This window comes from Streptomyces sp. NPDC026538, from assembly GCF_055567535.1.
Window position 1 is genome coordinate 203,741 of record NZ_JBVHQG010000012.1, and the last position, 21,158, is coordinate 224,898.

A 21,158-nucleotide genomic window follows, 5' to 3' on the forward strand; every position below is an offset into this window, starting at 1 on the left:
TTACTCCCGTATCAGCCCGTCATGAGCCGAATGAATTACGGGGGTTATGTCCGGTTGGCACTGATCGTCACGCGTCTCCGTAGGCTTCCCCGCCCAGTTCGAGGCTCGCCGTTCCCGCGGTCGCGTCGGCGAGCCAGGCGCGGAAGGTGTCCACCTCGGCGTCCGGCAGCCCGATCTCGATGGTGACCGCCTCGCCGTAGCGGACGTCACGGACCTCGCGGCCGGTGGCGCGCAGGTCGTTCTGGACCTTTCCGGCCCGCTGGTGGTCGACGGTCACCGTGGCCAGCCGGAAGCGGCGGCGGGTGATCGCGCCGAGGCTGTCCAGGGCCTCGCCGACGGCGCCGCCGTACGCGCGGATGAGTCCGCCGGCGCCGAGCTTGACCCCGCCGTAGTAGCGGGTGACGACGGCGACGACGTACCGCATGTCGCGGCGCAGCAGCATCTGGAGCATGGGGACACCGGCGGTGCCGCCCGGTTCGCCGTCGTCACTTGCCTTCTGGGTGGCGGCGTCGGCGCCGATGACGTAGGCCCAGCAGTTGTGGCTGGCGTCGGCGTGCTCCTTGCGGACCCGCGCGACGAAGTCCTGGGCCTCCTGCTCGGTGGCCGCCGGGGCGAGGGCGCACAGGAAACGGGAGCGGTTGACCTCGGTCTCGTGGGTGCCCGGGCGGGCGACTGTGCGGTACTCGTCCTGCATCCGCCCAGCCTATGCGGAGTCGCGGGCGCACCCGGCCCGAGGCTGAGCCGCTCCGTGGCGGGGCGGGGCGGGGCGGGGCGGGGCGGGGCGGGGCGGCAGGGGGCCTACCCGTGGCCGCCCCGCGCCACCCTCACCTCCGTCAGCAGTGCCGTCCCCGGGCCCAGCGCCGCCCATGCCGTCCCGTGCCAGGCCAGGACGGCTATCGCGGACGTCGGGAACTTCTTCCGCACCTGCTCCATGGTGTCGTCCAAGCCGTCCCCGGCCAGTTCCAGGACCAGCTCCTCCAGTCCCGGGTTGTGCCCGACCAGCAGCAGCGTCTCCACCTCGGGCGAGGTCTCGCGCACCACTTCCAGGAGCTCGGGGACGCCCGCCGCGTACACCCGCGGGTCGTGGCGCACCGGCGGGGGCGTGCCCCACTGGCCGGAGGCCAGCTCCCAGGTCTGCCGGGCGCGCACCGCGGTGGAGCAGACCGCGAGGTCGGGCAGACAGTCGGACTCGGCGAGGGCGCGGCCGGCGGCGGGGGCGTCACGGCGCCCCCGGGCCGCGAGCGGGCGCAGCTCGTCGGGCACACCCTCGGGCCAGGCCGACTTGGCGTGCCGCAGGACGACCAGACGGCGCAGCGGTCCCGCACCCGGGCGGGCGGTCATGCCGTGCTCCCGAGGTCACGGGTGAGGTCGAGGGCGAGCAGCCGGTCGGCGTAGGCGCAGGTCTCGAAGCGGGCGCCGTCGGGGATCTCGGGCTGGTTCTCCATCCAGCGCAGGACGCCGAGCACCCCGGGTACGTCGAGGTCGTCCTCCCAGGCGTCCCGCAGCCGCCCCCGCACCTTCTCGGGCACCGGCCGCGAGGGACTGCGCGCCCACTGGGCCACCGCCTGCCGGAGCCGTCCGAGCCTGCGGCCTGCCGCGTCGAGGGCGCCGGCGCCGAGGTGGACGGCCGTGCCGCGCGGGGCGTCGAGAAGGGCGAGCCGGAGTGCGGCGGGGTCGGCGAGCCCGTTGAGGACGCCGGCACCGGGGCCGCCTGCGGGGGCGACGGTGACGGTCACCCCGGCGCCGGGTACGGTCACGCCCTCCGCCGTCACATGGACGACCTGGGCCTCGCCCAGTCCCGACGCGAGGTCGCGGCCGTCCTCGAAGGGACGGATGCCGAGGGTGGTGGCGGCGGCGTGCAGCTCGGCCTGGTGGTGGTCGGCGGTGAGCAGGGGCAGGACCGGGGTGCCGCCGATCTCCAGGGCGCGCAGGAGCAGGTCGGTGGTGAGCAGCACCCGCAGCGCCGTCAGGTCGTACCCGGAGGCATGGGCCTCGACCCGGGTCAGGGCGCGGCGGGCGGGGGCGGCGGGGACGGTCTCACCGGTCGTGGCGTCGAGGATGCGGAGCACGGGCTGAGCGTAGGCGGCTGGAAGGCCGTATGCAGGCACCTTGCTCCGATTCCGGTCACCGTGGCGGGACATGCGGGGCATGGCACACCTTCTGCCACTGTTTCTGCCACTGCTGCTGCCGCGAAGAGTGCCCCGACGGCACTGCGCGGGTCCGGCCCGGGCCCGGGAATCAGGGTCCGGGCGGGCGCTGTTGGCACGACAGATGTTCCCCCGAGCGAGGAGGCCGACGATGTACGGCGACGAAGCGACGATCCGCAGGATCCTGACCGAGACGGGTGACACCTGGGCGGTGGTCGGCCTGTCGTCCAACCAGGGACGCGCGGCATACGGAGTGGCACAGGTGCTGCAGCGGTTCGGCAAGCGGGTCGTACCGGTCCATCCCAAGGCGGAGACGGTGCACGGGGAGCAGGGCTACGCCTCGCTCGCGGACATCCCCTTCGACGTGGACGTGGTGGACGTCTTCGTCAACAGCGAACTGGCCGGTGCGGTCGCGGACGAGGCGGTGGCGAGGGGCGCGAAGGCGGTGTGGTTCCAGCTCGGGGTGGCCGACGAGCCGGCGTACGAGCGGGTGCGGGCCGCGGGTCTGGACATGGTCATGGACCGCTGCCCGGCCATCGAAATTCCCCGGCTGGACCGGAACCGAGCCGGAACTGAGCCGGATTTGAGGAAGATCTGAGCCTTCCTGTCTTACCTTCTTCTCACTTATCGCAGCTGAATACGGACATTCTGTGTCCCTCGCTGACCTGTGCAAAGGCTTTGACCAAGACAGGAAAGATCGAGGGTCAAATTTTGGAAAACACTCTTCAACCGGAGCGGCGTGCGCCCGTAGCTTGTGGCCCCTTACTCGTTAAATCTGCGTTCAGAAACTGAGAGGCCACTTGACATGGTGAGTGTCGAGAAAGCCGCCACGGAGGACATGACATCCTCGGGCGGCCTGAGGCGGGACGTCGGGCTGATCGGCCTGATGTGGGCCTCCGTGGGGTCGATCATCGGCTCCGGCTGGCTGTACGGCGCACACGACGCGGTCATGCAGGCCGGTCCCTCGGCGATCATCTCGTGGGTGATCGGCGCGGTCGCGATCGTGCTCCTGGCACTGGTGCACGCCGAGCTCGGCGGCATGTTCCCGGTGGCGGGCGGTACGGCCCGCTACCCGCACTACGCGTTCGGCGGCCTGGCCGGCATGTCCTTCGGCTGGTTCTCCTGGCTCCAGGCCGCGACCGTGGCCCCGATCGAGGTCGAGGCCATGATCGGCTACGCCGGTCACTGGTCGTGGGCCCAGCACTTCCAGCACGCCGACAAGACCCTGACGGCCAGCGGTCTGCTGGTGGCGATCGTGCTGATGGCGCTCTTCGTCGGCGTGAACTTCTTCGGCGTGCGCGTGTTGGCGCACACCAACAGCGCCGCGACCTGGTGGAAGATCGCCGTTCCGCTGGCCGCGATCTTCATCATCGCGATCGGCAACTTCCACCCCGCCAACTTCCACTCGGAGGGCTTCGCTCCCTTCGGCGCCAAGGGCGTACTCGCCGCGATCAGCACCAGCGGCATCATCTTCGCGCTGCTCGGCTTCGAGCAGGCGATCCAGCTGGCAGGCGAGAGCCGCAACCCGAAGAAGGACCTGCCGCGGGCCACGCTCGGCTCGGTCGCGATCGGTGCCGTCATCTATGTCCTGCTCCAGGTCGTGTTCATCGGCGCGCTGTCGCACAACTCCTTCGCGCACGGCTGGGCCCACCTCGCGTACGAGGGCGACAGCGGTCCGTGGGCAGGCGTCGCCACCATGGTGGGCCTCGGCTGGCTGGCCTGGGTCCTCTACCTGGACGCGATCATCTCCCCCGGCGGCACCGGCCTGATCTACACCACCGCCACCTCACGGGTCTCCTACGGCCTGGCGAAGAACGGCTACGCTCCGAAGATCTTCACAAAGACGGACGCGCGCGGGGTGCCGTGGTTCGGGCTCGTCATGTCCTTCGTGACCGGCGTGATCTGCTTCCTGCCGTTCCCGAGCTGGCACCAGCTGGTCGGCTTCATCACCTCCGCGAGCGTGCTGATGTACGCGGGCGCTCCGCTGGCGTACGGCGTCTTCGCGGACAAGCTGCCGGGCCATGAGCGCCCGTACCGGCTGCCCGGCGGCAAGGTGATCTCGCCGGTGGCGTTCGTAGTCGCCAACCTGATCATCTACTGGGCCGGCTGGGGCACCTTGTGGCGGCTCGGCCTTGCGATCGTGCTCGGTTATCTGCTGCTCGGCGGCTACGCCTGGTACGCCCACAGCAAGAACCTGCCGGACGCGCCCCGGCTGGACTTCCGGGCCGCGCAGTGGCTGCCCGTCTATCTGATCGGCATGGGCCTGATCTCCTGGCAGGGCGGCTTCGGCGGCCAGGGGAACATCCCGCTGTGGTGGGACATCGTGGTCATCGCCGCCTTCTCGATGGTCATCTACTACTGGGCCAAGGCAAGCTCGTCCCCGGCCGAGGAGATCGAGCGCAGCATCGACGAGGTCGTGGTCACGGACGCGCCGGCGCACTGACCCGCCCCGACTCCCGTGTCCCGTCAGCCACGGCGGCCCTGCCGTGGCTGACGGGACACCGTCATAATGCGGGGGTGACTCACCCCTCCCCCCACACCAACTCCCCCTCCGAAGAACGCCGTACGGTCGTCATCGTCGGCGCCGGGCCCGCCGGGCTGACCGTCGGGAACATCCTGCGGGCCGCCGACGTCGACTGCGTGGTCCTGGAGACCGAGAGCAGGCGGTTCATCGAGACCCGGCCCCGGGCCGGGGTGATCGAGGAATGGGCGGTCCGCGGCCTCCGGCAACGCGGTCTGGCCGACGCCCTGCTGGCCCGGGCGCAGGTGCACAGCGAGTGCGAGTTCCGCTTCGGCGGCGAGCGCTTCCGGTTCGACTACGGCGGGCTGACGGACCAGCATCACTACGTCTGTCCGCAACCGTTGCTGGTGACGGACCTGGTGCGGGAGTACGCGGACGTGCGCGGCGGCGACATCAGGTTCGGGGTGCAGGACGTCCGGCTGCACGACCTGGAGTCGGACCGGCCGGCGGTGTCGTACGCCGACCCCGGGACCGGCCGGCGGCACGTCCTGCGCTGTGAATTCGTCGCGGGGTGCGACGGGGCGCGCGGGGTGACCCGGGACGCGATACCCGACGGGCGGGTGCGGATCTCCCGGCAGGACTACGGCATCGGGTGGCTGGCGCTGCTCGCCGAGGCGCCCCCGTCCTCGGACTGCGTGCTGTTCGGCGTCCATCCGAACGGTTTCGCCGGGCACATGGCGCGCAGCCCCGAGGTCACCCGCTACTACCTGCAGTGCCCGCCGGGCGACGACCCGGAAAGCTGGTCCCACGAGCGGGTCTGGGCCGAACTGCGTGAACGGCTCGGCGCGGAAGGGGCGCCGCCGCTCAACGAGGGGCGGCTGCTGGAGAAGCGCGTGCTGGACATGCACAACTACGTGGTCGAGCCCCTGGTGTTCCGCCGCCTCTTCCTGGCCGGCGACGCCGGCCACCTGACCGCGCCGATCGCCGCGAAGGGCATGAACCTCGCCCTGCACGACGCCTTCCTGCTGGGCGACGCGCTCGCCGCGCACGTCATCAAGGGCGACGACGCCGGCCTGGACGGGTACTCCCACGCCTGTCTGCGCCGGGTCTGGGACTACCAGGAGTTCTCCGGGTTCCTGTCCGGCATCTACCACGGGACGGCCTCCGGCGATCCGTTCCTCGCGGGCACCAGCCTGGCCCGGCTGCGCAGGCTGTTCACCTCACCCGCGGCGGCAACGGCCTTCGCCGAGCTGTACCTCGGTTCGGCCGCCGCTTTCTGAACACCAGCTGGGCGGGGACGGCCGCCGGCTGTCCCGCGCGGGTCGCGCAGAGTGCCGCCCTGCCGGAGAAGATCAACCCCCTTCTTCGGTGGGCGCCTCGGCGGCCGTCTCGGTGAGCCGGTGGTCCGCCACCTTCAGCGCCTCCTCGACCAGCCGGCGCAGATGACCGTGGCGCAGCGAGTACACGACCCGGCGCCCCTCCTTGCGCGTGCCCACCAGACCCGCGAGCCGGAGCCGGGCCAGGTGCTGGCTGACGGCGGGCCGCGCGGCACCGCAGACCTCGGTGAGCGTGGTGACGTCGGCCTCCCCCGCCGTCAGGGCGTGCAGCAGGGTCAGCCGGGTGCGGTCGCCGAGCAGGGCGAGGACTTCGGCGGCGAGCGCGAACTGCTCCTCGCCCGGGCTGCGCGGATGCGCATGGTGCGCAGGTGATAGGTGCATGCGTGCGCTCATACGCACATAATGGCCTCGGGGGCGTCGCGTGTCCACGTCCCGCGCACCGGAGAGGGGAGCCGCATGAGCGACCGGCACCACCACGAACACGCACCCGCGGGCGACCGGCACCACCACGAGCACCCGCCCGCGCACGACGGGCACCACCACGAGCACCGGCCCGCGCACGACGGGCACCACCACGAGTACCCGCCCACGGACCACCGGCACCACCACGAGCACGCTCGTGTCCGGGACCGGCACGGCGAACACGTTCACGGCCACGATCACGACCACGGCCACCCCTCCCCCGGCGGCCTCCGCCATCGCCTCGGTCACCGGCTCGGTCATCTGCTCACCCCCCACTCCCACGAGACGGCCGACAAGCTCGACTCCGCCCTGGAGACCTCGGTGCGCGGGATGCGGGCGCTCTGGGTGTCGCTGGCCGTGCTCGGGGCGACGGCGCTCGCGCAGGCGGTCGTCGTGGTCCTGTCCGGCTCCGTCGCCCTGCTCGGCGACACCGTGCACAACGCCGCCGACGCGCTGACCGCCGTACCGCTCGGCATCGCCTTCGTACTGGGGCGCCGCGCGGCGAACCGCCGCTTCACCTACGGCTACGGGCGGGCCGAGGACCTGGCGGGGATCGCGATCGTGCTGACGATCACCGCGTCGGCCGCGTTCGCCGCCTGGACCGCGGTCGAACGGCTGCTGGATCCCCGGCCGGTCACGCATCTCCCGGCGGTCGCGGTGGCCGCGCTGGTCGGCTTCGCCGGGAACGAGTGGGTGGCCCGGTACCGGATCCGGGTGGGCCGCGAGATCGGCTCGGCGGCACTGGTGGCCGACGGGCTGCACGCCCGGACCGACGGATTCGCCTCGCTGGCCGTGCTGCTGGGGGCCGGCGGCGCGGCCCTGGGCTGGCAACTGGCCGACCCGCTGGTGGGGTTGGCGATCACCGCGGCGATCGCGCTGGTGCTGCGGGACGCGGCCCGGGAGGTGTTCCGGCGGGTGATGGACGCCGTGGACCCGGAGCTGGTGGACCGGGCCGAGCGGACGCTGTGCGAGGTGCCGGGGGTGCGGGCGGTGGGTGAGCTGCGGCTGCGGTGGATCGGGCACCGGCTGCGGGCCGAGGTCGCGGTCGTGGTCGACGGCGAGGCGACCGTACGGCAGGCGCACGCGGTCGCGGTGGCGGCGGAACACGCGCTGCTGCACGCCGTACCCCGGCTGACGGCGGCCCTGGTGCACGCCGATCCGGCGCCCGCGCCCGGCGAGCAGGACCCGCACCTGCCGCTGGCCCACCACGCGACGCTCTAGACGCCCAGGCCCTCCAGCACGACCGCGCCCGGCAGCTCGGCGAACGCCTTGCCGGGGACCAGGAGTTTGCCGCGCCGACGGCCGCTGCCGACCAGGACATAGGGCAGGTCGACGACGGCCGAGTCCACCAGCAGGGGCCACGCACGCGGGAGTCCGACGGGGGTGATGCCGCCGTACTCCATGCCGGTCTCGCCGGTCGCGGTGTCCATCGAGGCGAACGAGACCTTGCGGGCGCCGAGTTGGCGGCGTACGACACCGTTGACATCGACCTTGGTGGTGGACAGGGCCAGGCAGGCCGCCAGTGTCGTCTCGCCGCCGCGCTTGCCCGCCACCACCACACAGTTGGCCGACCGCTCCAGCAGGTCGCGCCCGTAGTGCTCGACGAAGACGGCGGTGTCCGCCCACTGCGGGTCGGTCTCGACGTAGATGATCTGCTCGGCGGGGACGGCACCGCTCCAGTGCCGTACGGCGTCGGCGACCGGCGCGGTCAGCTCGTCGAGGCAGTCGGGGGCGGGGGTGGCGGTGTCGAAGTCTCCGATGGGTGCGCGCATGTCCGCACGCTAACAGCCCGGCCGCGGGCGGTTCAGGGCACGGGCGGGACGGAGACCGTCATGACCATCTCCATCGGCACGTCCCCGGTGTTGCCGTACACATGGGCCGTGTTCGCCTCGAAGGAGGCGCTGGCGCCCGTCGGCACGCGGTACTCGGTTCCGTCGACGGTGAGGGTCAGTTCACCGGCGGTGACATGGACGATCTCCACGGTGCCGGTGGGATGGGGTTCCGACGGGCTGCTCTCGCCCGGCATCAGACGCCAGTCCCACATCTCCAGCGGGCCGGGCGCCTCGGTGCCGGCGAGGAGGCGGTTGTAGCTGCCGGCGTCGGTGTGCCACAGCCGTACGGCCTTGTCGACGGGGACGATCTGGACCTTGGGGCCCTGCTCGTAGTCGAGCAGCGTGGTGATGCTGATGCCGAGCGCGTCGCCGATCTTGACGACCGTGCCGATGCTCGGGTTGGTGCGGGCCTGCTCGATCTGGATGAGCATGCCACGGCTGACCCCGGCCCGGGCCGCGAGCACGTCGAGGGTGAAGCCGCGCACCGCGCGCCAGTGCTTGACGTTGCGGGCCAGGGACTGGGTCAGCAGGTCGAGGTCCGACACGTTCCGTCCATCGTCGAGAGCATCGCGGTCCAATATTCTGAATGACAGAGTTCAACTGCGTGAACTACGGTGGGGTGTACCTGATCGTTCACCGAACTGTACTGCGAGGCGGGCCGTGACAGCATTCTTCGCCCTGACCACCAGTCTCCTGTGGGGGCTGGCCGACTTCGGCGGCGGGCTGCTCACACGACGCACCCCGGCGCTCACCGTGGTCGTGCTCTCGCAGGGCATCGCGGCGGCGGTCCTCGGCGTGATCGTGGTCGCCACCGGCGGCTGGAGCGAGGCCGGGCCCCGGCTCTGGTTCGCGTTCGCGGCGGGCCTGGTCGGGCCGGTCGCGCTGTTCTGCTTCTACAAGGCCCTCGCCCTCGGCCCGATGGGCGTGGTCTCCCCGCTGGCCACGCTGAGCGTCGCCGTCCCGGTCGGAGTCGGGCTGGTACTCGGCGAGCGCCCGGGGCTGCTCCAGTTCGCGGGGATCACGGTCGCCGTCACCGGGGTCGTCCTGGCGGGCGGCCCGCAACTGCGCGGTGCACCCGTCGAGCGCCGGACGATCCTGGTCACGCTGGTCGCGGCGGTCGGCTTCGGCACGGTGTTCGCCCTGATCACGGAGGCGTCCACCACTGTCACCGGCCTGTTCCTGGCCCTCTTCGTCCAGCGGCTGACCAGCGTCGTGACAGGCGGCGCGGCCCTGTGGCTGTCGGTGCGGCAGGGCGGGTCCGCGCTGCCGGAGGGCGGCTTCGACTGGTCCACGGTCCCGGCGCTGGGCTTCGTCGGTCTCGCCGACGTCGCCGCCAACGGCACCTACACGGTCGCCGCCCAGCACGGCCCGGTCACCGTCGCCGCGGTGCTCGCCTCGCTCTACCCGGTGGTCACCGCGCTGGCGGCCCGCGGCTTCCTCAGTGAGCGGCTGCGCGCCGTCCAGGCGGCGGGGGCGGGGCTGGCGCTGGTGGGGACGCTGCTGCTGGCCACCGGCTGAGTCAGTTCTCGCTCTCCAGGGCGGCGAGCCGCGTCAGGCCCTCCTCGTCCAGCTCCGCCAGCGCGCGCAGCTGCTCCGGGGTCATGCCCTCCGGTATCGGCACCGGTGCGGGCGTGCGCAGCGGCGGCTGCCAGCCGGTCTCGGAGGTCCAGCGTCGTACCACCCGGGCGGGCGCGCCGGCCACCACGGCGTGGTCGGGGACCGTGCCCCGGACCACCGCGCCGGCGGCCACCACCACGTTCCGGCCGATCCGCGCGCCCGGCAGGATCACCGCGCCGGTCCCGATCCAGCAGCCCGGGCCGATCTCGACGGGCTCCATGCGGGGCCACTGCCTGCCGATGGGCTGGTGCGGGTCGTCGTAGGAGTGGTTGGTGGAGGTGACGTAGACGTACGGGCCGAAGTAGCAGTCGCTGCCGATGGTGACGGTCGTGTCGGCGATGACGTGGCTGCCGCGGCCCAGGACCACGCCGTCGCCGATCCGCAGGATCGGCTCGGGGCCGAGGTCGAGGTCGGGCATCAGGCCCGCGGTGAGGGTGACCTGTTCGCCGACGATGCAGTGGGAGCCGAGGTGGATCCAGGGTTCGCCGAAGACCGTGCCCAGCGGGAAGGCGAGGCGGGTGGCCTCGCCGATCGCGCCGAACCGGAAACGGCCGGGGCGGTCGGCGGTGACGGAACCCGTGCGCTGGGCCCAGGCCCAGCCCGCGTGCACCGCGCGCTGGGCGAGGCGGCGGCACCAGGACGAGAACGTGTTCTTGGGCTTCGGCACGGGGTCACGCTACGCGGAGGGGACCGCCGACGAGAGGGTGGGCTGCTGTGATCTTCGCCCCAGGGGGTGAGCTAGGTTGCCGTGGACGTCGATGGCGATGGCGATGGCGATGGGAGACCGTGATGACGCAGAAGGCGCTGATCGTGGGGATCGGCGGGCGCGAGCCGAAGATCGAGGACGACGTGTTCGTGGCGCCGACCGCCTCGGTGATCGGGGACGTGACGCTGAAGGCGGGGGCGAGCGTCTGGTACGGCGCGGTGGTGCGGGGGGACGTCGAGAAGATCACCGTGGGGGCACAGGCGAATGTGCAGGACAACGTGACGCTGCACGCCGATCCGGGGTTCCCGGTGAGTGTGGGTGAGCGGGTGTCCATCGGGCACAACGCGGTGGTGCACGGGGCGACGGTCGGGGACGACTGCCTCATCGGGATGGGGGCGACGGTGCTGAACGGGGCCGTGATCGGGGCGGGATCGCTGGTCGCCGCGCAGGCGTTGGTGCCGCAGGGGATGGTGGTGCCGGCGGGGTCGCTGGTCGCCGGGGTGCCGGCGAAGGTGAAGCGGAGTCTGTCGGAGGAGGAGCTTCAGGGCGTGACCCTCAACGGGACCCTGTATGCGGAGTTGGCGAAGGCGCATCGCGGGGTGCACGAGTAGGTCATGCGGCAGGTGCGGCGTTGTGGGGGCTGGTCGCGCCCACGCGGCGGAGCCGCACATGGGCACAGCCCCGCGCCCCTTCACGTACGTCTACTCCCCGGCGTCCACAAGCTCTGGTTCCTTCTCCTGCATCCTGCTCGCCCTGCGCTTGACGATCAGCATCGACGCCACGCCCACCAGCACCGCCAGCGCGAGGCCCACGTACGAGAACCTCTTCAGCCAGTCCTCCGCGACGATGCCGACGTAGTAGACCACCGCGGTCGTGCCGCCCGCCCAGCAGATACCGCCGAGCAGGTTCGCCGTCAGGAACTTCCAGTACGGCATCTGCAGGACGCCCGCCAGCGGGCCCGCGAAGATGCGCAGGAGGGCGATGAAGCGGCCGAAGAAGACCGCCCACATGCCCCACTTCTCGAAGGAGCGCTCGGCGGTGGCGACATGGCCCTCGCCGAAGTGTCTCGGGAACTTCCGGCCCAGCCAGGCCAGCAGCGGGCGGCCGCCCTTGCGGCCGATCGCGTAGCCGATGGAGTCGCCGATCACGGCGCCCGCGGTGGCACAGGCGCCGAGGACGATGGGGTTGATGCCCGAGTGCTGGGAGGACAGCAGCGCGGCGGAGACCAGCACGATCTCGCCCGGCAGCGGGATGCCCAGGCTCTCCAGCCCGATGACCAGCGCCACCACTGCGTAGACGGCGACCGCCGGTACCGAGTCGAGCCATTCCTGGACGTGCACGCCGGATCCTCCCCTGTCGCGTCCTCCGTACCCCTGGAAGGCTACCCGGTCGGCCGGGTACGGCCGTGCCCGCGGCACCGGCCCGCCCCCCGGCCTTCGGTTTTCGGACATCCGGGTGTCACACGGGACGGGAAGGCTCCCCAGCGGTCCCGCACGCCCGCGGTCCCGCTCGCCTGCGGCTCCCCACCGCGGCCCGCCGTGGAAGGACAACGTCCCCGTGTCCTCACTGTCGTCACTGTCCTCGTCCTGCTCCGACGCGCCCGTGCGTGCCCTGTCCACGCCCTCGACGGCGGGCCGGCCACTCCGGCTCGCCCTGTGTCTGTCCCCGCTGCTCATCGCGGCCATCTGGGGGCTGACCAACCAGTCCCTGCTGTACGAGGGGGCCGGCCGGCTCGCCCGCGCCGAACCCGCGTGGCTGCTGGCCGCGGGCGGTCTCACCTGCCTGACCTGGGTGGTGGCCGCCTGTATGCGGCAGGGTGCCTTGCCCGACCGGCTGCCGCCGGGGCTGCTGCTGGCCTCGCAGTTCGCCGCCGGCGCCGCCAACCACGCGCTGCCCGCCGGCCTGGGCGCACACGCCGTCACCGTCCGCTTCCTCCGCACCCGCGGCGTTCCCCTGGAGCGGGCCACCTCCTCGATCGCGCTGTACTCGGTGGCCAAGTCGGGTGCGAAGACGGCCGTGCTGATCGTGTTCCTGCTGTCCTCGTCCGCCTGGCGGCGGCTGGGTGAGCTGGTCCCGGACGGCGTGGTGCTGGTCCCGGTCGCCGCCGTCCTCACCCTGGTGACCATCGCGATGGCCGTCGTACGACCGCTGCGGCGGCCGATCACCGGGCTGGTGCGGAGTGCGCTCGCCGACGCCCGGACGGTGCACGCCCGGCCCTCCCGGGTGCTGGCTCTGTGGGGCGGCGCGACGGCGATGCCGCTGGTGCAGGCCGGCGTGCTGGCCTGCACCGGGGAGGCGCTCGGGCTCGGGCTGTCGTGGGGCACCGTGATCTTCGCGTACCTGGCGGCGGGCACCGCGGGAGGTGCCGTACCGGTACCCGGCGGGGTCGCGGTGGACGCGGCGCTGGTGATCACGCTGGCCGCGTTCGGCTCCCCGGTCGCGGTGGCCACCGCGACCGTGATCGGCTACCGGGTGCTGACCGACTGGGTGCCGCTGCTGCCCGGCGCCCTGGTGCTGTCGGCGATGATCCGCGCCAAGGTGCTCTGAGGGCTCAGTCGCGGCGGGCCACGATCCGGTAGGCGTTGGAGACGCGCAGCCGGTGCGAGAACGGCCGTACGGCGAAGCGGTCCGCGAGCGTGCCCGCGATCAGGGCCGGGATCCCGGCGAGGAGCAGGGCGGCGCGTGCCGTCTTCCGCAGGGCGCCCGGCGGACGGGGCAGCCAGGGGGCGTCCTCGCGCGGGGCGGTGTGGTCCAGGGCGAGCCAGACGGCGGCCAGCAGGTCGACGGGGTCGTGTGCCTCGGCGTGCTGTTCGGCGACCACCGTGAAGCCCAGTTCGGTGAGGCGGGCGCGGAGGTTGGCGACGGGGACGAAGTGCAGGTGCTGCGGCTGGAGCCAGGGCAGCCACCAGCGGCCGAGCAGCCGGGCGTAGCGGCTCTCCGGGTCGGGTACCTCGATGAGGAGGTGGCCGCCGGGGCGTACCGCCTGGTGGGCGGCGCGGAGTTCGCTGTCGGGGTCGGTGCTGTGCTCCAGGTAGTGGAACATGCTGACCACGTCGTAGCCGGCCGCGAGGTCGGGGGCCAGCTCGGGGAAGTCGCCCCGGTAGGCGCGCTCCACGCGGCCCTCGCGGGCGGCCAGTTCGACGCCGTCGGTGAAGTCGAGGCCGTCGAAGGCGGTGCCGGGCAGCACCTCGCGGGCGGCCTCGCAGAAGTGGCCGTGGCCGGTGCCGACGTCGAGCCAGTTCTTGGGGGTGGCGTCGTGCGGGAGCATGGACTCGGCACGGCCCCGGTACATCTTGGTGCGCGCGCCAAAGGTGCCGCTCATCTTCTGTTCGCCGAGGCCGTCGTAGAAGTCGCGGTAGTAGAACTCCAGGCCGGTGCTGTTCAGGCGTGGGTTCTGGAAGGTGTGCCCGCACGCCTGGCAGCGGTCCAGGAGGAAGCGGCCGGGCTTGTGCTGGAGCAGGTCGGTGGTGCGCAGCCGGGTGGTCAGCCGGTCGGAGGCGCACCAGGGGCAGGTGGTGCGGCGGGGTACGAAGAAGCGGTCGGCGCCGTCGGCCAGGTCCCGCTGGTAGGCGGAGCGCCGCGCCTCGATCTCACTCTGCTTGCTCATCGGGTCTCCTGAGGTGCGAGTCGACTGCCAGGTCTTCCAAATGGGTCGCGGCGACCGGTGCGCCGCCCGCGGCTCGGAACGCGGTGCGGATCCGGGCCGCCGCGGTGCGCGGGCCGGGCTCGTACAGGACGGTGTCGAGGGCCTCCCCCAGCCGCTGTGCGGTGACCCGGCCGAATCTGACCCGGACGCCCGCGCCCGCGTCCACGACCTGCCCGGCGATCACCGGCTGGTCGTCCCGGATGGGGGCGACGACCAGCGGGACGCCGTGCCAGAGGGCCTCGCACACGGTGTTGTGCCCGGCGTGGCAGACGACCGCGTCGACCCTCTCCAGCAGCGGGAGCTGGGGCAGCGAGGGCAGGATCAGGATGTCCTTGTCGTCGGTGGCGGGGGGCAGGGTGCCTCCGGGATCGGCCACCAACGCCTGCACCCGGTGGGCGCGTTCGCGCACGGCGGCCACGCACTCGGCCAGGAACCGGCCGCCGACGTCGGCGTTGGCGGTGCCGAGCGAGACGAGGACCCGCTCCCGGCTGGGGTCCAGCCACTCCCAGGGGAAGCCGTCGGCCACCGGCCGCTGTGAGATCGAAGGCCCGACGTGACGGCTCGTCATGTGAGGTGTGCTGCCAGCCAGTTCGGGAGTGGTGAAGGCGAGCGTCAGATACGGCGAGAAGCGCGGGTCGGTGGTGCCCGCCGGGTCGCCGACGCGGTCCCGGAGCTCCGCGAGCCGGGCCCGGAGCCACTCGGCGACCTTGGGGATGCCGTCGTAGGCGCCGCCGAACTCGGCGGAGGTGGTCGCGGAGGTCGCCCAGGGCAGGCCGAGCCGCTCGGCCACCAGGGCGCCGGCGAAGGCCTGTTGGTCGGCGACCACCACATCGGGGCGGAAGTCGTCGACGGCCGCCCGGACCCCGGGCGCCATCGCCTCGGCGAGCGGCACCAGGAACCACTCCCACAGGAACTTCAGCGCCTCCGCGCCGCGCAGGTCGGCGGGCCGTTCACCCTCGGCCGTCCCCGCGCACGGGTACACCCGCGCCTGGGCTCCCGCCAGCCGGCGCAGCAGCCCGGGGTCGGGGCAGACCCAGGCCACCCGGTGCCCGCGCGCGCCGAGTTCGGCGGCCACGCCGACGGCCGGGTTGATGTGCCCGACCAGGGGAGGCACGACGAAGAGGTAGCCGCTCACCGGACGCCGGCCGCCCGCGCCCCGCTGACCGAGTGGATCAGCTCCATGATGTGACCGCCGACCGTGCCGGCCGCCTCGACCAGCACGGAGTGCTCGTGTCCGGGCAGCACCACCGAGCGGTAGTCCGCCAGCAGGGCCTCCTTCAGCGGGACCACCTCCACCAGGTCCGAGTCGCCGCCGTACACCCCGAGGACCGGGCAGCGGACGGCGCTGATCTGCTCCTCGGTCAGGACCCGGCTGGCCGGGATGTCCCGGCCGAGGGAGGTCTCGCGGGCCAGCCGGGCCGCGCCCCTGGCCAGGCGGGCGGTGTTGTGGCTGCGGTTCGCGGTGATCCAGGCGATGGCGTCCGGCTCGTTGTGGGCGAGTTCGGTGACCACCCGGCGCAGGATGCCGCCGAGCTTGTCCGCCCAGGCGGCGGTGGCGGGCTCGGACTCGATGAGAGTGAGACTGGCGGCGCGTCCGGGATGGCGGGCCGCGTAGCCGAAGGCGATGGTGCCGCCGTAGGAGTTGCCGACGAGGTGGACCGGGCCGGTGATCGACAACTGGTCGAGCAGGGCCTCCAGGTCGTCGATGTTGTGGTCGAGGGTGTAGCCGCCGGACGGCCGGCCGCTGCGGCCGTGGCCGCGCAGGTCGTACATGACCACGTCCAGGCCGGAGGCGGCGAAGGCGGGCGCCACGGTGAAGTAGTAGCTGGCGAGGCTGTCGGTGAGCAGCCCGTGGACCAGGACCACGGTGGCGACCGGGGTACGGCCCTGACCCGGGCCCATTCTCTGCACGTGCAGCCGGATGTCTCCGGTGTCGACGATCGCCATGGCTCAGCCCGCCTCCGTGGCCTTCAGGCTCCACACGACGAACTCCACCAGCCGGCCGACGGTCAGCCCGATGATCTCGTCGAACTCCATCCCGGCCAGGAACTCGGCGAAGTTGACCCGTTTTCCGTACCGCTCCTCCAGGAGTCCGGCGAGGGTGACCAGGTCGATGCTCTCCAGCTCCAGGTCGCGGTTGAAGGTGGTGCCCATGCCGATCTCGGCGTCGTCGTCGCCGTACTCCTCCAGGAGGGTGCGGAGCATCCGGGTGAGGTCGGCGAGCACCGCCTCCTCGTCGGCGCGGACTTCGGGCTCGGTCGGATTCATCGCGGGTCCTCCTCTGGGTCTGCGGCTGCCGGTCCGGTCGTCCAGGCCACGACGTAGTCGCGGTGCGGCAGTGCGGGGGGGTTGCGGACCGGCGCGCAGTGCACCGGGTAGGCGCGTTCCAGCCGGCCCGAGACCAGCAGCCGGCTGCCGTCCGGGGCCGCCTCCAGGACGGCGAAGTCCCTCGGGCGGCCGTCGAATCCGGTGCCCTCCGCCTTGGCGACGGCTTCTTTGGCGGCCCAGAACCGGGTGAACCACAGCGCTGTGGAGCCGGTTCCGGAGAGTTCGCGCAGCAGGCTCAGTTCGTCCGCGCCGAGGGCGGCCGCAAGGGCGGCCGGGTCCCGTTCGGTGACCTCTTCGAGGTCGATGCCCGGGCCGGGCCCGGGCCGGTGCGGTCGTACGATCGCCACCGCCGCCTCGGCCCGGTGGGCGAGCGAGACGTCCAGCGCGGGCAGCGTGCGGCCGTGCACACCGGACACGTACGGTCGGCCCAACTCGTCGTTGTGCACCCGGAGTTCGGCCGGGAAGACGGGGCCCTCGCCGTGCTGCCAGAGCCACTGCCGGACCGCGTCCTTGGCGGCGATCCGGCCGAGCAGCCACTGCCTGCGGCCGCGCGGCGGGTGCGCGGCGTACTGCGAACGCTCCACTCCGCCCAGGGAGTTGCGCATGATCAGCTCACGGGAGGCGAGGTCCGGCCAGCGCTCGTGGACGAGTGCCCAGCCGCCCGGCCGCACCTCGGAGAGGGTGTTGCGGTCGGGGAAGCGCTCGACGGGGCGGGTCTGCGGGTCGTTGTCGAAGCGCCGGTCCTGCCAGCCCCCGATCCGGGCCCACACCCGGTCCTCGACGGTCAGCTCCACGTCCGCCTCCAGGACGGTGTCGGTGAGCGAGGTGATCCGCACCAGGCAGCCGACCTCGGTGCCGGGCGCGGGATGCGGGCCGTGGAAGCGGGTCTCCCGCATCCCCACCGGGAAGACGACGGTCCGTTCGGTGCGGGTGGCCATGATCCAGTAGCCGAGGATCTGGCCGACATTGTCCAGCAGGGCGCCCGGGGCGGCGGGCGTGGTGATCACCCCGCGGACGTGCCGGTCGCCGATCGCGGTGAGTTCGGTGACGCCCTGGAAAGCCGGGCCGTGGAACATCCAGCGCTCGGAGTAGAGCTGGGCGGCGGTGTGGTCGGGGGTGCGTTCGGGGGTCGGCGGGGCGGTGGGGGCGGCGGACGGCGGCGCGTGGCCGGGGGCGAGTTCGACGACCGCTCGGGCGGTGGGTCCGAAGGTGACCGAGACGCGGCCGGGGCTCTCGGGGGTGACGGTGACCGGGACGTCGACGGGGGGCGTGGCGGTGAGCCAGCGGTCGAAGCGGGCGCCGTGCACGGCCACCGCCCGCAGTCCGGTGGCCTCCTCGGCGGCGTCCATCATGTGCCGGACGATGGTGGTGGCCGGGACCACCGGCCAACGGTCCTCGATGTCGGGCCAGTCGGCGCGTTGCGGGTAGAAGCAGTGGTCGAGCAGGTGGGGCATGGTGTCCCGGGACACCCGGACGGTGGTGGTGCGCGCCGCGGGGGCCGACGGGACCGGTGCGGCCGGCCGAACCGGTGTGGGCTGTGGGGCCGGCGGGGCTTGCGGGACCGGTGGGGCCTGCCGAACCGGTGTGGGCTGTGGGGCCGGCGGGGCTTGCGGGACCGGTGGGGCCTGCCGGGACGGAAGGGCCGGTGGGGCCTGCGGGGCTGGAAGGGCCGGTGGGGCCTGCGGGGCTGGAAGGGCTTGCGGGACCTGCGGGGCCGGTGTCCGGCGTGCGGTGAGGACGGTCACCGCGGTCTCCGCCGTGTCGCGCAACAGCGCGCTGAGTTCGGCGGCGGCCGGGACGCGGACGGCGAGGTCGTCGAGCGGGGACGGGCCGGTGGGCGCGGTCGGCCGCCCCAGCTCGGCGCGGAGCCGGTGCAGGACCGGGCCGTCCAGGGAGACCAGGGCGCCGTCCAGGTCGAGACGGACGGGCGGGAGGTGCCGTACCGGCGTACTCGCGCCCCGCGCGCCGCCCGTGCCGGGGGTGGCCGGTGCCACGGCCGGTGCCACGGCCGCGCCGGCCGTCCACAACGCCGTTGCCACCCGCCGGAGCTGGCCGAGGCCGGAGCGGTGCGGGGAGTTGGCGGCGACGGCCAGGTGGTCGCGGTCGCCGAGGGTGTCGGCGATGAGGGAGGCCAGCTGGCCGGGGCCGGTCTGGACGAAGGTGCGGTGCCCCGCGGCGTACAGGGCCTCGACCAGCTGCCGGAACCGGACCGGCTCCAACAGGTGCCGGAGGAACAGCTCGCGCACCTCCGCCTCGGTCTGCGGGAAGGGGGCCGCGGTGGTGCCGGACCAGACCGGGACGGTGGGCCGGTGCAGCCGGAAGCGCTCGGCGGCCTCCTTGATGGGCGTCAGGTACGGCTCCAGCATCGGCGTGTGGAAGCCGGACCGGAACGGCAGCACCTGGCACAGCACGCCGTCGGCGCGGAAGGCGCGGACGAAGCCGGCCACGGCCCGGTCCGGACCGCAGACCATCGACTGGCCGGGTGCGTTGTCGTGGGAGAGGACGATCCCGGCGTCCGCCCAGTCGTCGTCCAGGGCGGCCAGGACCCGCTCGGCGGGGGCACCGACGGCGGCGAAGGCGAGGCCCGGAACGGTGACCGCGTCGGGGTCGAACCCGGCCATGAACGCGTCGACCTGGTCGCCGGAGTAGAGACCGGCGGCCACCATCGCCGTCCACTCGCCGACGCTGTGCCCGGCGACCGCGTCCGGGACCACGCCCATCCGGCGCAGCGCGCTGTCCAGGAGCCGCCCCACGCCGACGACACCGAACCCGTGACGGCCCACGTCACCGACCCGTACGTGCCGATCGGCGGAGCCCTTGACGGTGGGGAGGCCGAAATGCGTGGCGATGTCGTCGACGCGGGGAGTGAACTCGCCTTCCAGGCCGGGGAAGACGAAGGCCAGCTTGCCGGTGCCGAGGAGCGGGGTGGGCCGGAACCACACGTCGTTGCGGCCCTGCCAGGCCCGGCCCCTGGCAACCGCGCGGCGAGCGAGGGCGAGCCGTTTGGCGGTGGGGTCGACGATGCCCAGACGGGCCGGACCGGCCTCCGGGTGGGCACGGTCGGGGGCGAGGCCGGCGACGAGGACGGCGGAGTCGTCCGCGTCGAGGGCGACGGCGAGCTGCTCGGGGGTGGGGGCGGCGAGGAGGAGGACGCGCTCGGGCTCGGTGACCGTCGTGACGGGCGCGACGGCGGTGGCAGGCCTGCCGGGTGCCTCCTCCAGCACCACGTGTGCGTTGATCCCGCCGAACCCGAAGGCGTTCACGCCGGCTCTGCGGACCGGCTGGTCGGGGGTGGTCTCCCAGGGCTCGGCCCGGTCCAGGGTGCGGAAGCGGGTGGCCGCGAGGGAGGGGTGCGGGTCGTCGCAGTGCAGGGTGGGCAGCAGGGTGGCGTGGTGCAGGGCGAGGGCGGCCTTGACCAGCCCCGCGACTCCGGCGGCCGGCATGGTGTGGCCGATCATCGACTTCACGGAGCCCAGCACGGCCCGCTCGTCGCCGCCGCTCGGCCCGAACACCTCGGCGAGGGTGGTGAGTTCGGCCCCGTCGCCGGCCGGGGTCGCGGTGCCGTGCGCCTCCAGCAGCCCGACGGAGTGCGGGGCGGCGGGGTCGAGACCGGCGGCCCGCCAGGCCTGGCGTACGGCATGGGTCTGGCCGCCCGGGTCGGGGTTGACGAGTCCGGCGGTACGACCGTCGCTGGCCACGCCGGTGCCGCGGATCACGGCGTAGACGCGGTCGCCGTCGCGTTCGGCGTCGGCGAGACGCTTGAGGACGACGACACCGGTGCCCTCGCCGATGAGGATGCCGTCGGCCTCGCGGTGGAAGGGGCGGATGCGCTGGCTCGGGGAGAGCGCGCGCAGCTGGGAGAAGACGCTCCACAGGGTGATGTCGTGGCAGTGGTGCACTCCCCCGGCGAGCATCAGGTCGCAGCGGCCGGCGGTGAGTTCGGTGACCGCCTGGTCGACGGCGACCAGCGAGGAGGCGCAGGCCGCGTCCACCGTGTAGGCGGGGCCGCGCAGGTCGAGGCGGTTGGCGATCCGGGAGGCGGCGAGGTTGGGGACCAGGCCGATCGCCGACTCGGGGCTGGCGGGCCCGAGCCGTTCGGTGAACGCCGTCCGCACCCGGGCCAGTTGGCCGGGCGTGAGGTCGGGCACCAACTCCCCCAGGGTGCGCACGAGCTGCCCGGCCGTCCGGACCCGCTGGTCGAGCCGGACCAGACCGGGCGTGAGATAGCCGCCCCGGCCCAGGACCACGCCGACCCGGTGCCGGTCGGGCAGCCGGTCCGCGCCGCCGGCGTCGGCGATCGCGGCGGCGGCCACGTCGAGGGCGATCAGCTGGTCGGGTTCGGTGCCGTCGACGGAGTTCGGCATGATGCCGTACCGGGTGACCTCCACCTCGGCGAGGCCGTCCACGAAGCCGCCGCGCCGGCAGTACACCTGGTCGGGGACGGCGGGGCCGGCCGCCGAGCCGGGCCGGTAGTAGTCCGCGTCCCAGCGCCCTGCCGGCACCTCGCCGATCGCGTCCACGCCGTCGCGCAGGTTTCTCCAGTACGCGTCGAGCCCTGCGGCGCCGGGCAGCAGCACCGCCATGCCCACGATCGCGACCGGCGGTCGTCGGTCGTCGGTCAT

General features: G+C 73.2%; 20 protein-coding genes. 7 read left to right on the top strand and 13 right to left on the bottom strand.

What is annotated here, in order from left to right; translation table 11 throughout:
* Window positions 1-67 precede the first annotated feature (67 nt).
* The 3 genes from ACZ4N4_RS37705 to ACZ4N4_RS37715 form a co-directional block, all read right to left on the bottom strand.
* Window positions 68-694, bottom strand: a complete 627-nt coding sequence (locus ACZ4N4_RS37705) for a YigZ family protein (RefSeq protein WP_467597419.1) — start codon at window positions 692-694, stop codon at window positions 68-70.
* 104 nt (window positions 695-798) lie between these two features.
* Window positions 799-1,341: a SixA phosphatase family protein gene (locus ACZ4N4_RS37710; RefSeq protein WP_467597422.1), complete on the bottom strand. Its 543-nt coding sequence runs from the start codon at window positions 1,339-1,341 to the stop codon at window positions 799-801.
* Window positions 1,338-2,069: a hypothetical protein gene (locus tag ACZ4N4_RS37715; protein WP_467597424.1), complete on the bottom strand. Its 732-nt coding sequence runs from the start codon at window positions 2,067-2,069 to the stop codon at window positions 1,338-1,340. The genes ACZ4N4_RS37710 and ACZ4N4_RS37715 overlap by 4 nt, the downstream gene beginning before the upstream one ends.
* A 229-nt stretch (window positions 2,070-2,298) precedes the next feature.
* Here ACZ4N4_RS37715 and ACZ4N4_RS37720 point away from each other — a divergent pair, with 229 nt between their 5' ends.
* The 3 genes from ACZ4N4_RS37720 (at window position 2,299) to ACZ4N4_RS37730 (ending at window position 5,888) form a co-directional block, all read left to right on the top strand.
* Complete coding sequence (locus ACZ4N4_RS37720; protein WP_467597427.1) at window positions 2,299-2,745, top strand: CoA-binding protein; 447 nt, start codon at window positions 2,299-2,301, stop codon at window positions 2,743-2,745.
* 240 nt (window positions 2,746-2,985) lie between these two features.
* Window positions 2,986-4,590, top strand: a complete 1,605-nt coding sequence (locus tag ACZ4N4_RS37725; protein WP_467597430.1) for an APC family permease — start codon at window positions 2,986-2,988, stop codon at window positions 4,588-4,590.
* A 74-nt stretch (window positions 4,591-4,664) separates the two neighbouring features.
* Entirely contained in the window at window positions 4,665-5,888 is a 1,224-nt protein-coding gene (locus ACZ4N4_RS37730) for a 4-hydroxybenzoate 3-monooxygenase (protein ID WP_467597433.1), read from the top strand.
* 72 nt (window positions 5,889-5,960) lie between these two features.
* On the opposite strand, the gene ACZ4N4_RS37735 is transcribed toward ACZ4N4_RS37730, so the two are convergent.
* Window positions 5,961-6,326: an ArsR/SmtB family transcription factor gene (locus ACZ4N4_RS37735; RefSeq protein WP_453563581.1), complete on the bottom strand. Its 366-nt coding sequence runs from the start codon at window positions 6,324-6,326 to the stop codon at window positions 5,961-5,963.
* A 75-nt stretch (window positions 6,327-6,401) separates the two neighbouring features.
* Here ACZ4N4_RS37735 and ACZ4N4_RS37740 point away from each other — a divergent pair, with 75 nt between their 5' ends.
* Window positions 6,402-7,628 (top strand): cation diffusion facilitator family transporter, encoded by a 1,227-nt coding sequence (locus ACZ4N4_RS37740; protein ID WP_467597436.1) that lies wholly within the window; start codon window positions 6,402-6,404, stop codon window positions 7,626-7,628.
* On the opposite strand, the gene ACZ4N4_RS37745 is transcribed toward ACZ4N4_RS37740, so the two are convergent.
* The gene (locus ACZ4N4_RS37745) at window positions 7,625-8,179 is read right to left on the bottom strand and encodes a YbaK/EbsC family protein (RefSeq protein ID WP_453563575.1); all 555 of its coding nucleotides are present in this window, start codon (window positions 8,177-8,179) and stop codon (window positions 7,625-7,627) included. The two genes, ACZ4N4_RS37740 and ACZ4N4_RS37745, sit on opposite strands and share 4 nt — an antisense overlap.
* 32 nt (window positions 8,180-8,211) lie before the next feature.
* Window positions 8,212-8,784, bottom strand: a complete 573-nt coding sequence (locus tag ACZ4N4_RS37750; protein WP_453563572.1) for a helix-turn-helix domain-containing protein — start codon at window positions 8,782-8,784, stop codon at window positions 8,212-8,214.
* 115 nt (window positions 8,785-8,899) lie between these two features.
* On the opposite strand from ACZ4N4_RS37750, the gene ACZ4N4_RS37755 reads away from it, so the two are divergent.
* Window positions 8,900-9,757: an EamA family transporter gene (locus tag ACZ4N4_RS37755; protein WP_450763406.1), complete on the top strand. Its 858-nt coding sequence runs from the start codon at window positions 8,900-8,902 to the stop codon at window positions 9,755-9,757.
* Window position 9,758: 1 nt separating this feature from the next.
* On the opposite strand, the gene ACZ4N4_RS37760 is transcribed toward ACZ4N4_RS37755, so the two are convergent.
* Window positions 9,759-10,523, bottom strand: a complete 765-nt coding sequence (locus ACZ4N4_RS37760; RefSeq protein WP_467597440.1) for an acyltransferase — start codon at window positions 10,521-10,523, stop codon at window positions 9,759-9,761.
* Between the two features lie 122 nt (window positions 10,524-10,645).
* On the opposite strand from ACZ4N4_RS37760, the gene ACZ4N4_RS37765 reads away from it, so the two are divergent.
* Complete coding sequence (locus ACZ4N4_RS37765; protein WP_453563566.1) at window positions 10,646-11,173, top strand: gamma carbonic anhydrase family protein; 528 nt, start codon at window positions 10,646-10,648, stop codon at window positions 11,171-11,173.
* A gap of 90 nt (window positions 11,174-11,263) precedes the next feature.
* On the opposite strand, the gene ACZ4N4_RS37770 is transcribed toward ACZ4N4_RS37765, so the two are convergent.
* Window positions 11,264-11,902: a DedA family protein gene (locus ACZ4N4_RS37770; RefSeq protein ID WP_467597443.1), complete on the bottom strand. Its 639-nt coding sequence runs from the start codon at window positions 11,900-11,902 to the stop codon at window positions 11,264-11,266.
* A gap of 217 nt (window positions 11,903-12,119) precedes the next feature.
* On the opposite strand from ACZ4N4_RS37770, the gene ACZ4N4_RS37775 reads away from it, so the two are divergent.
* The gene (locus ACZ4N4_RS37775; protein ID WP_467597445.1) at window positions 12,120-13,109 is read left to right on the top strand and encodes a lysylphosphatidylglycerol synthase transmembrane domain-containing protein; all 990 of its coding nucleotides are present in this window, start codon (window positions 12,120-12,122) and stop codon (window positions 13,107-13,109) included.
* Between the two features lie 4 nt (window positions 13,110-13,113).
* Here ACZ4N4_RS37775 and ACZ4N4_RS37780 read toward each other — a convergent pair whose 3' ends face one another.
* From ACZ4N4_RS37780 to ACZ4N4_RS37800, 5 genes are read right to left on the bottom strand one after another with little or no spacing between them, the layout of a single operon-like run.
* Window positions 13,114-14,169, bottom strand: coding sequence for a class I SAM-dependent methyltransferase (locus ACZ4N4_RS37780; protein WP_467597448.1), 1,056 nt, complete (start codon window positions 14,167-14,169; stop codon window positions 13,114-13,116).
* On the bottom strand, window positions 14,153-15,343 hold the full coding sequence (locus tag ACZ4N4_RS37785; RefSeq protein WP_467597451.1) for a glycosyltransferase: 1,191 nt from the start codon (window positions 15,341-15,343) through the stop codon (window positions 14,153-14,155). The genes ACZ4N4_RS37780 and ACZ4N4_RS37785 overlap by 17 nt, the downstream gene beginning before the upstream one ends.
* Window positions 15,340-16,155 (bottom strand): alpha/beta fold hydrolase, encoded by an 816-nt coding sequence (locus ACZ4N4_RS37790; RefSeq protein ID WP_453563554.1) that lies wholly within the window; start codon window positions 16,153-16,155, stop codon window positions 15,340-15,342. The genes ACZ4N4_RS37785 and ACZ4N4_RS37790 overlap by 4 nt, the downstream gene beginning before the upstream one ends.
* Window positions 16,156-16,158: 3 nt before the next feature.
* Window positions 16,159-16,476: an acyl carrier protein gene (locus ACZ4N4_RS37795; protein ID WP_467597455.1), complete on the bottom strand. Its 318-nt coding sequence runs from the start codon at window positions 16,474-16,476 to the stop codon at window positions 16,159-16,161.
* Window positions 16,473-21,158, bottom strand: coding sequence for a beta-ketoacyl synthase N-terminal-like domain-containing protein (locus ACZ4N4_RS37800; RefSeq protein WP_467597457.1), 4,686 nt, complete (start codon window positions 21,156-21,158; stop codon window positions 16,473-16,475). The genes ACZ4N4_RS37795 and ACZ4N4_RS37800 overlap by 4 nt, the downstream gene beginning before the upstream one ends.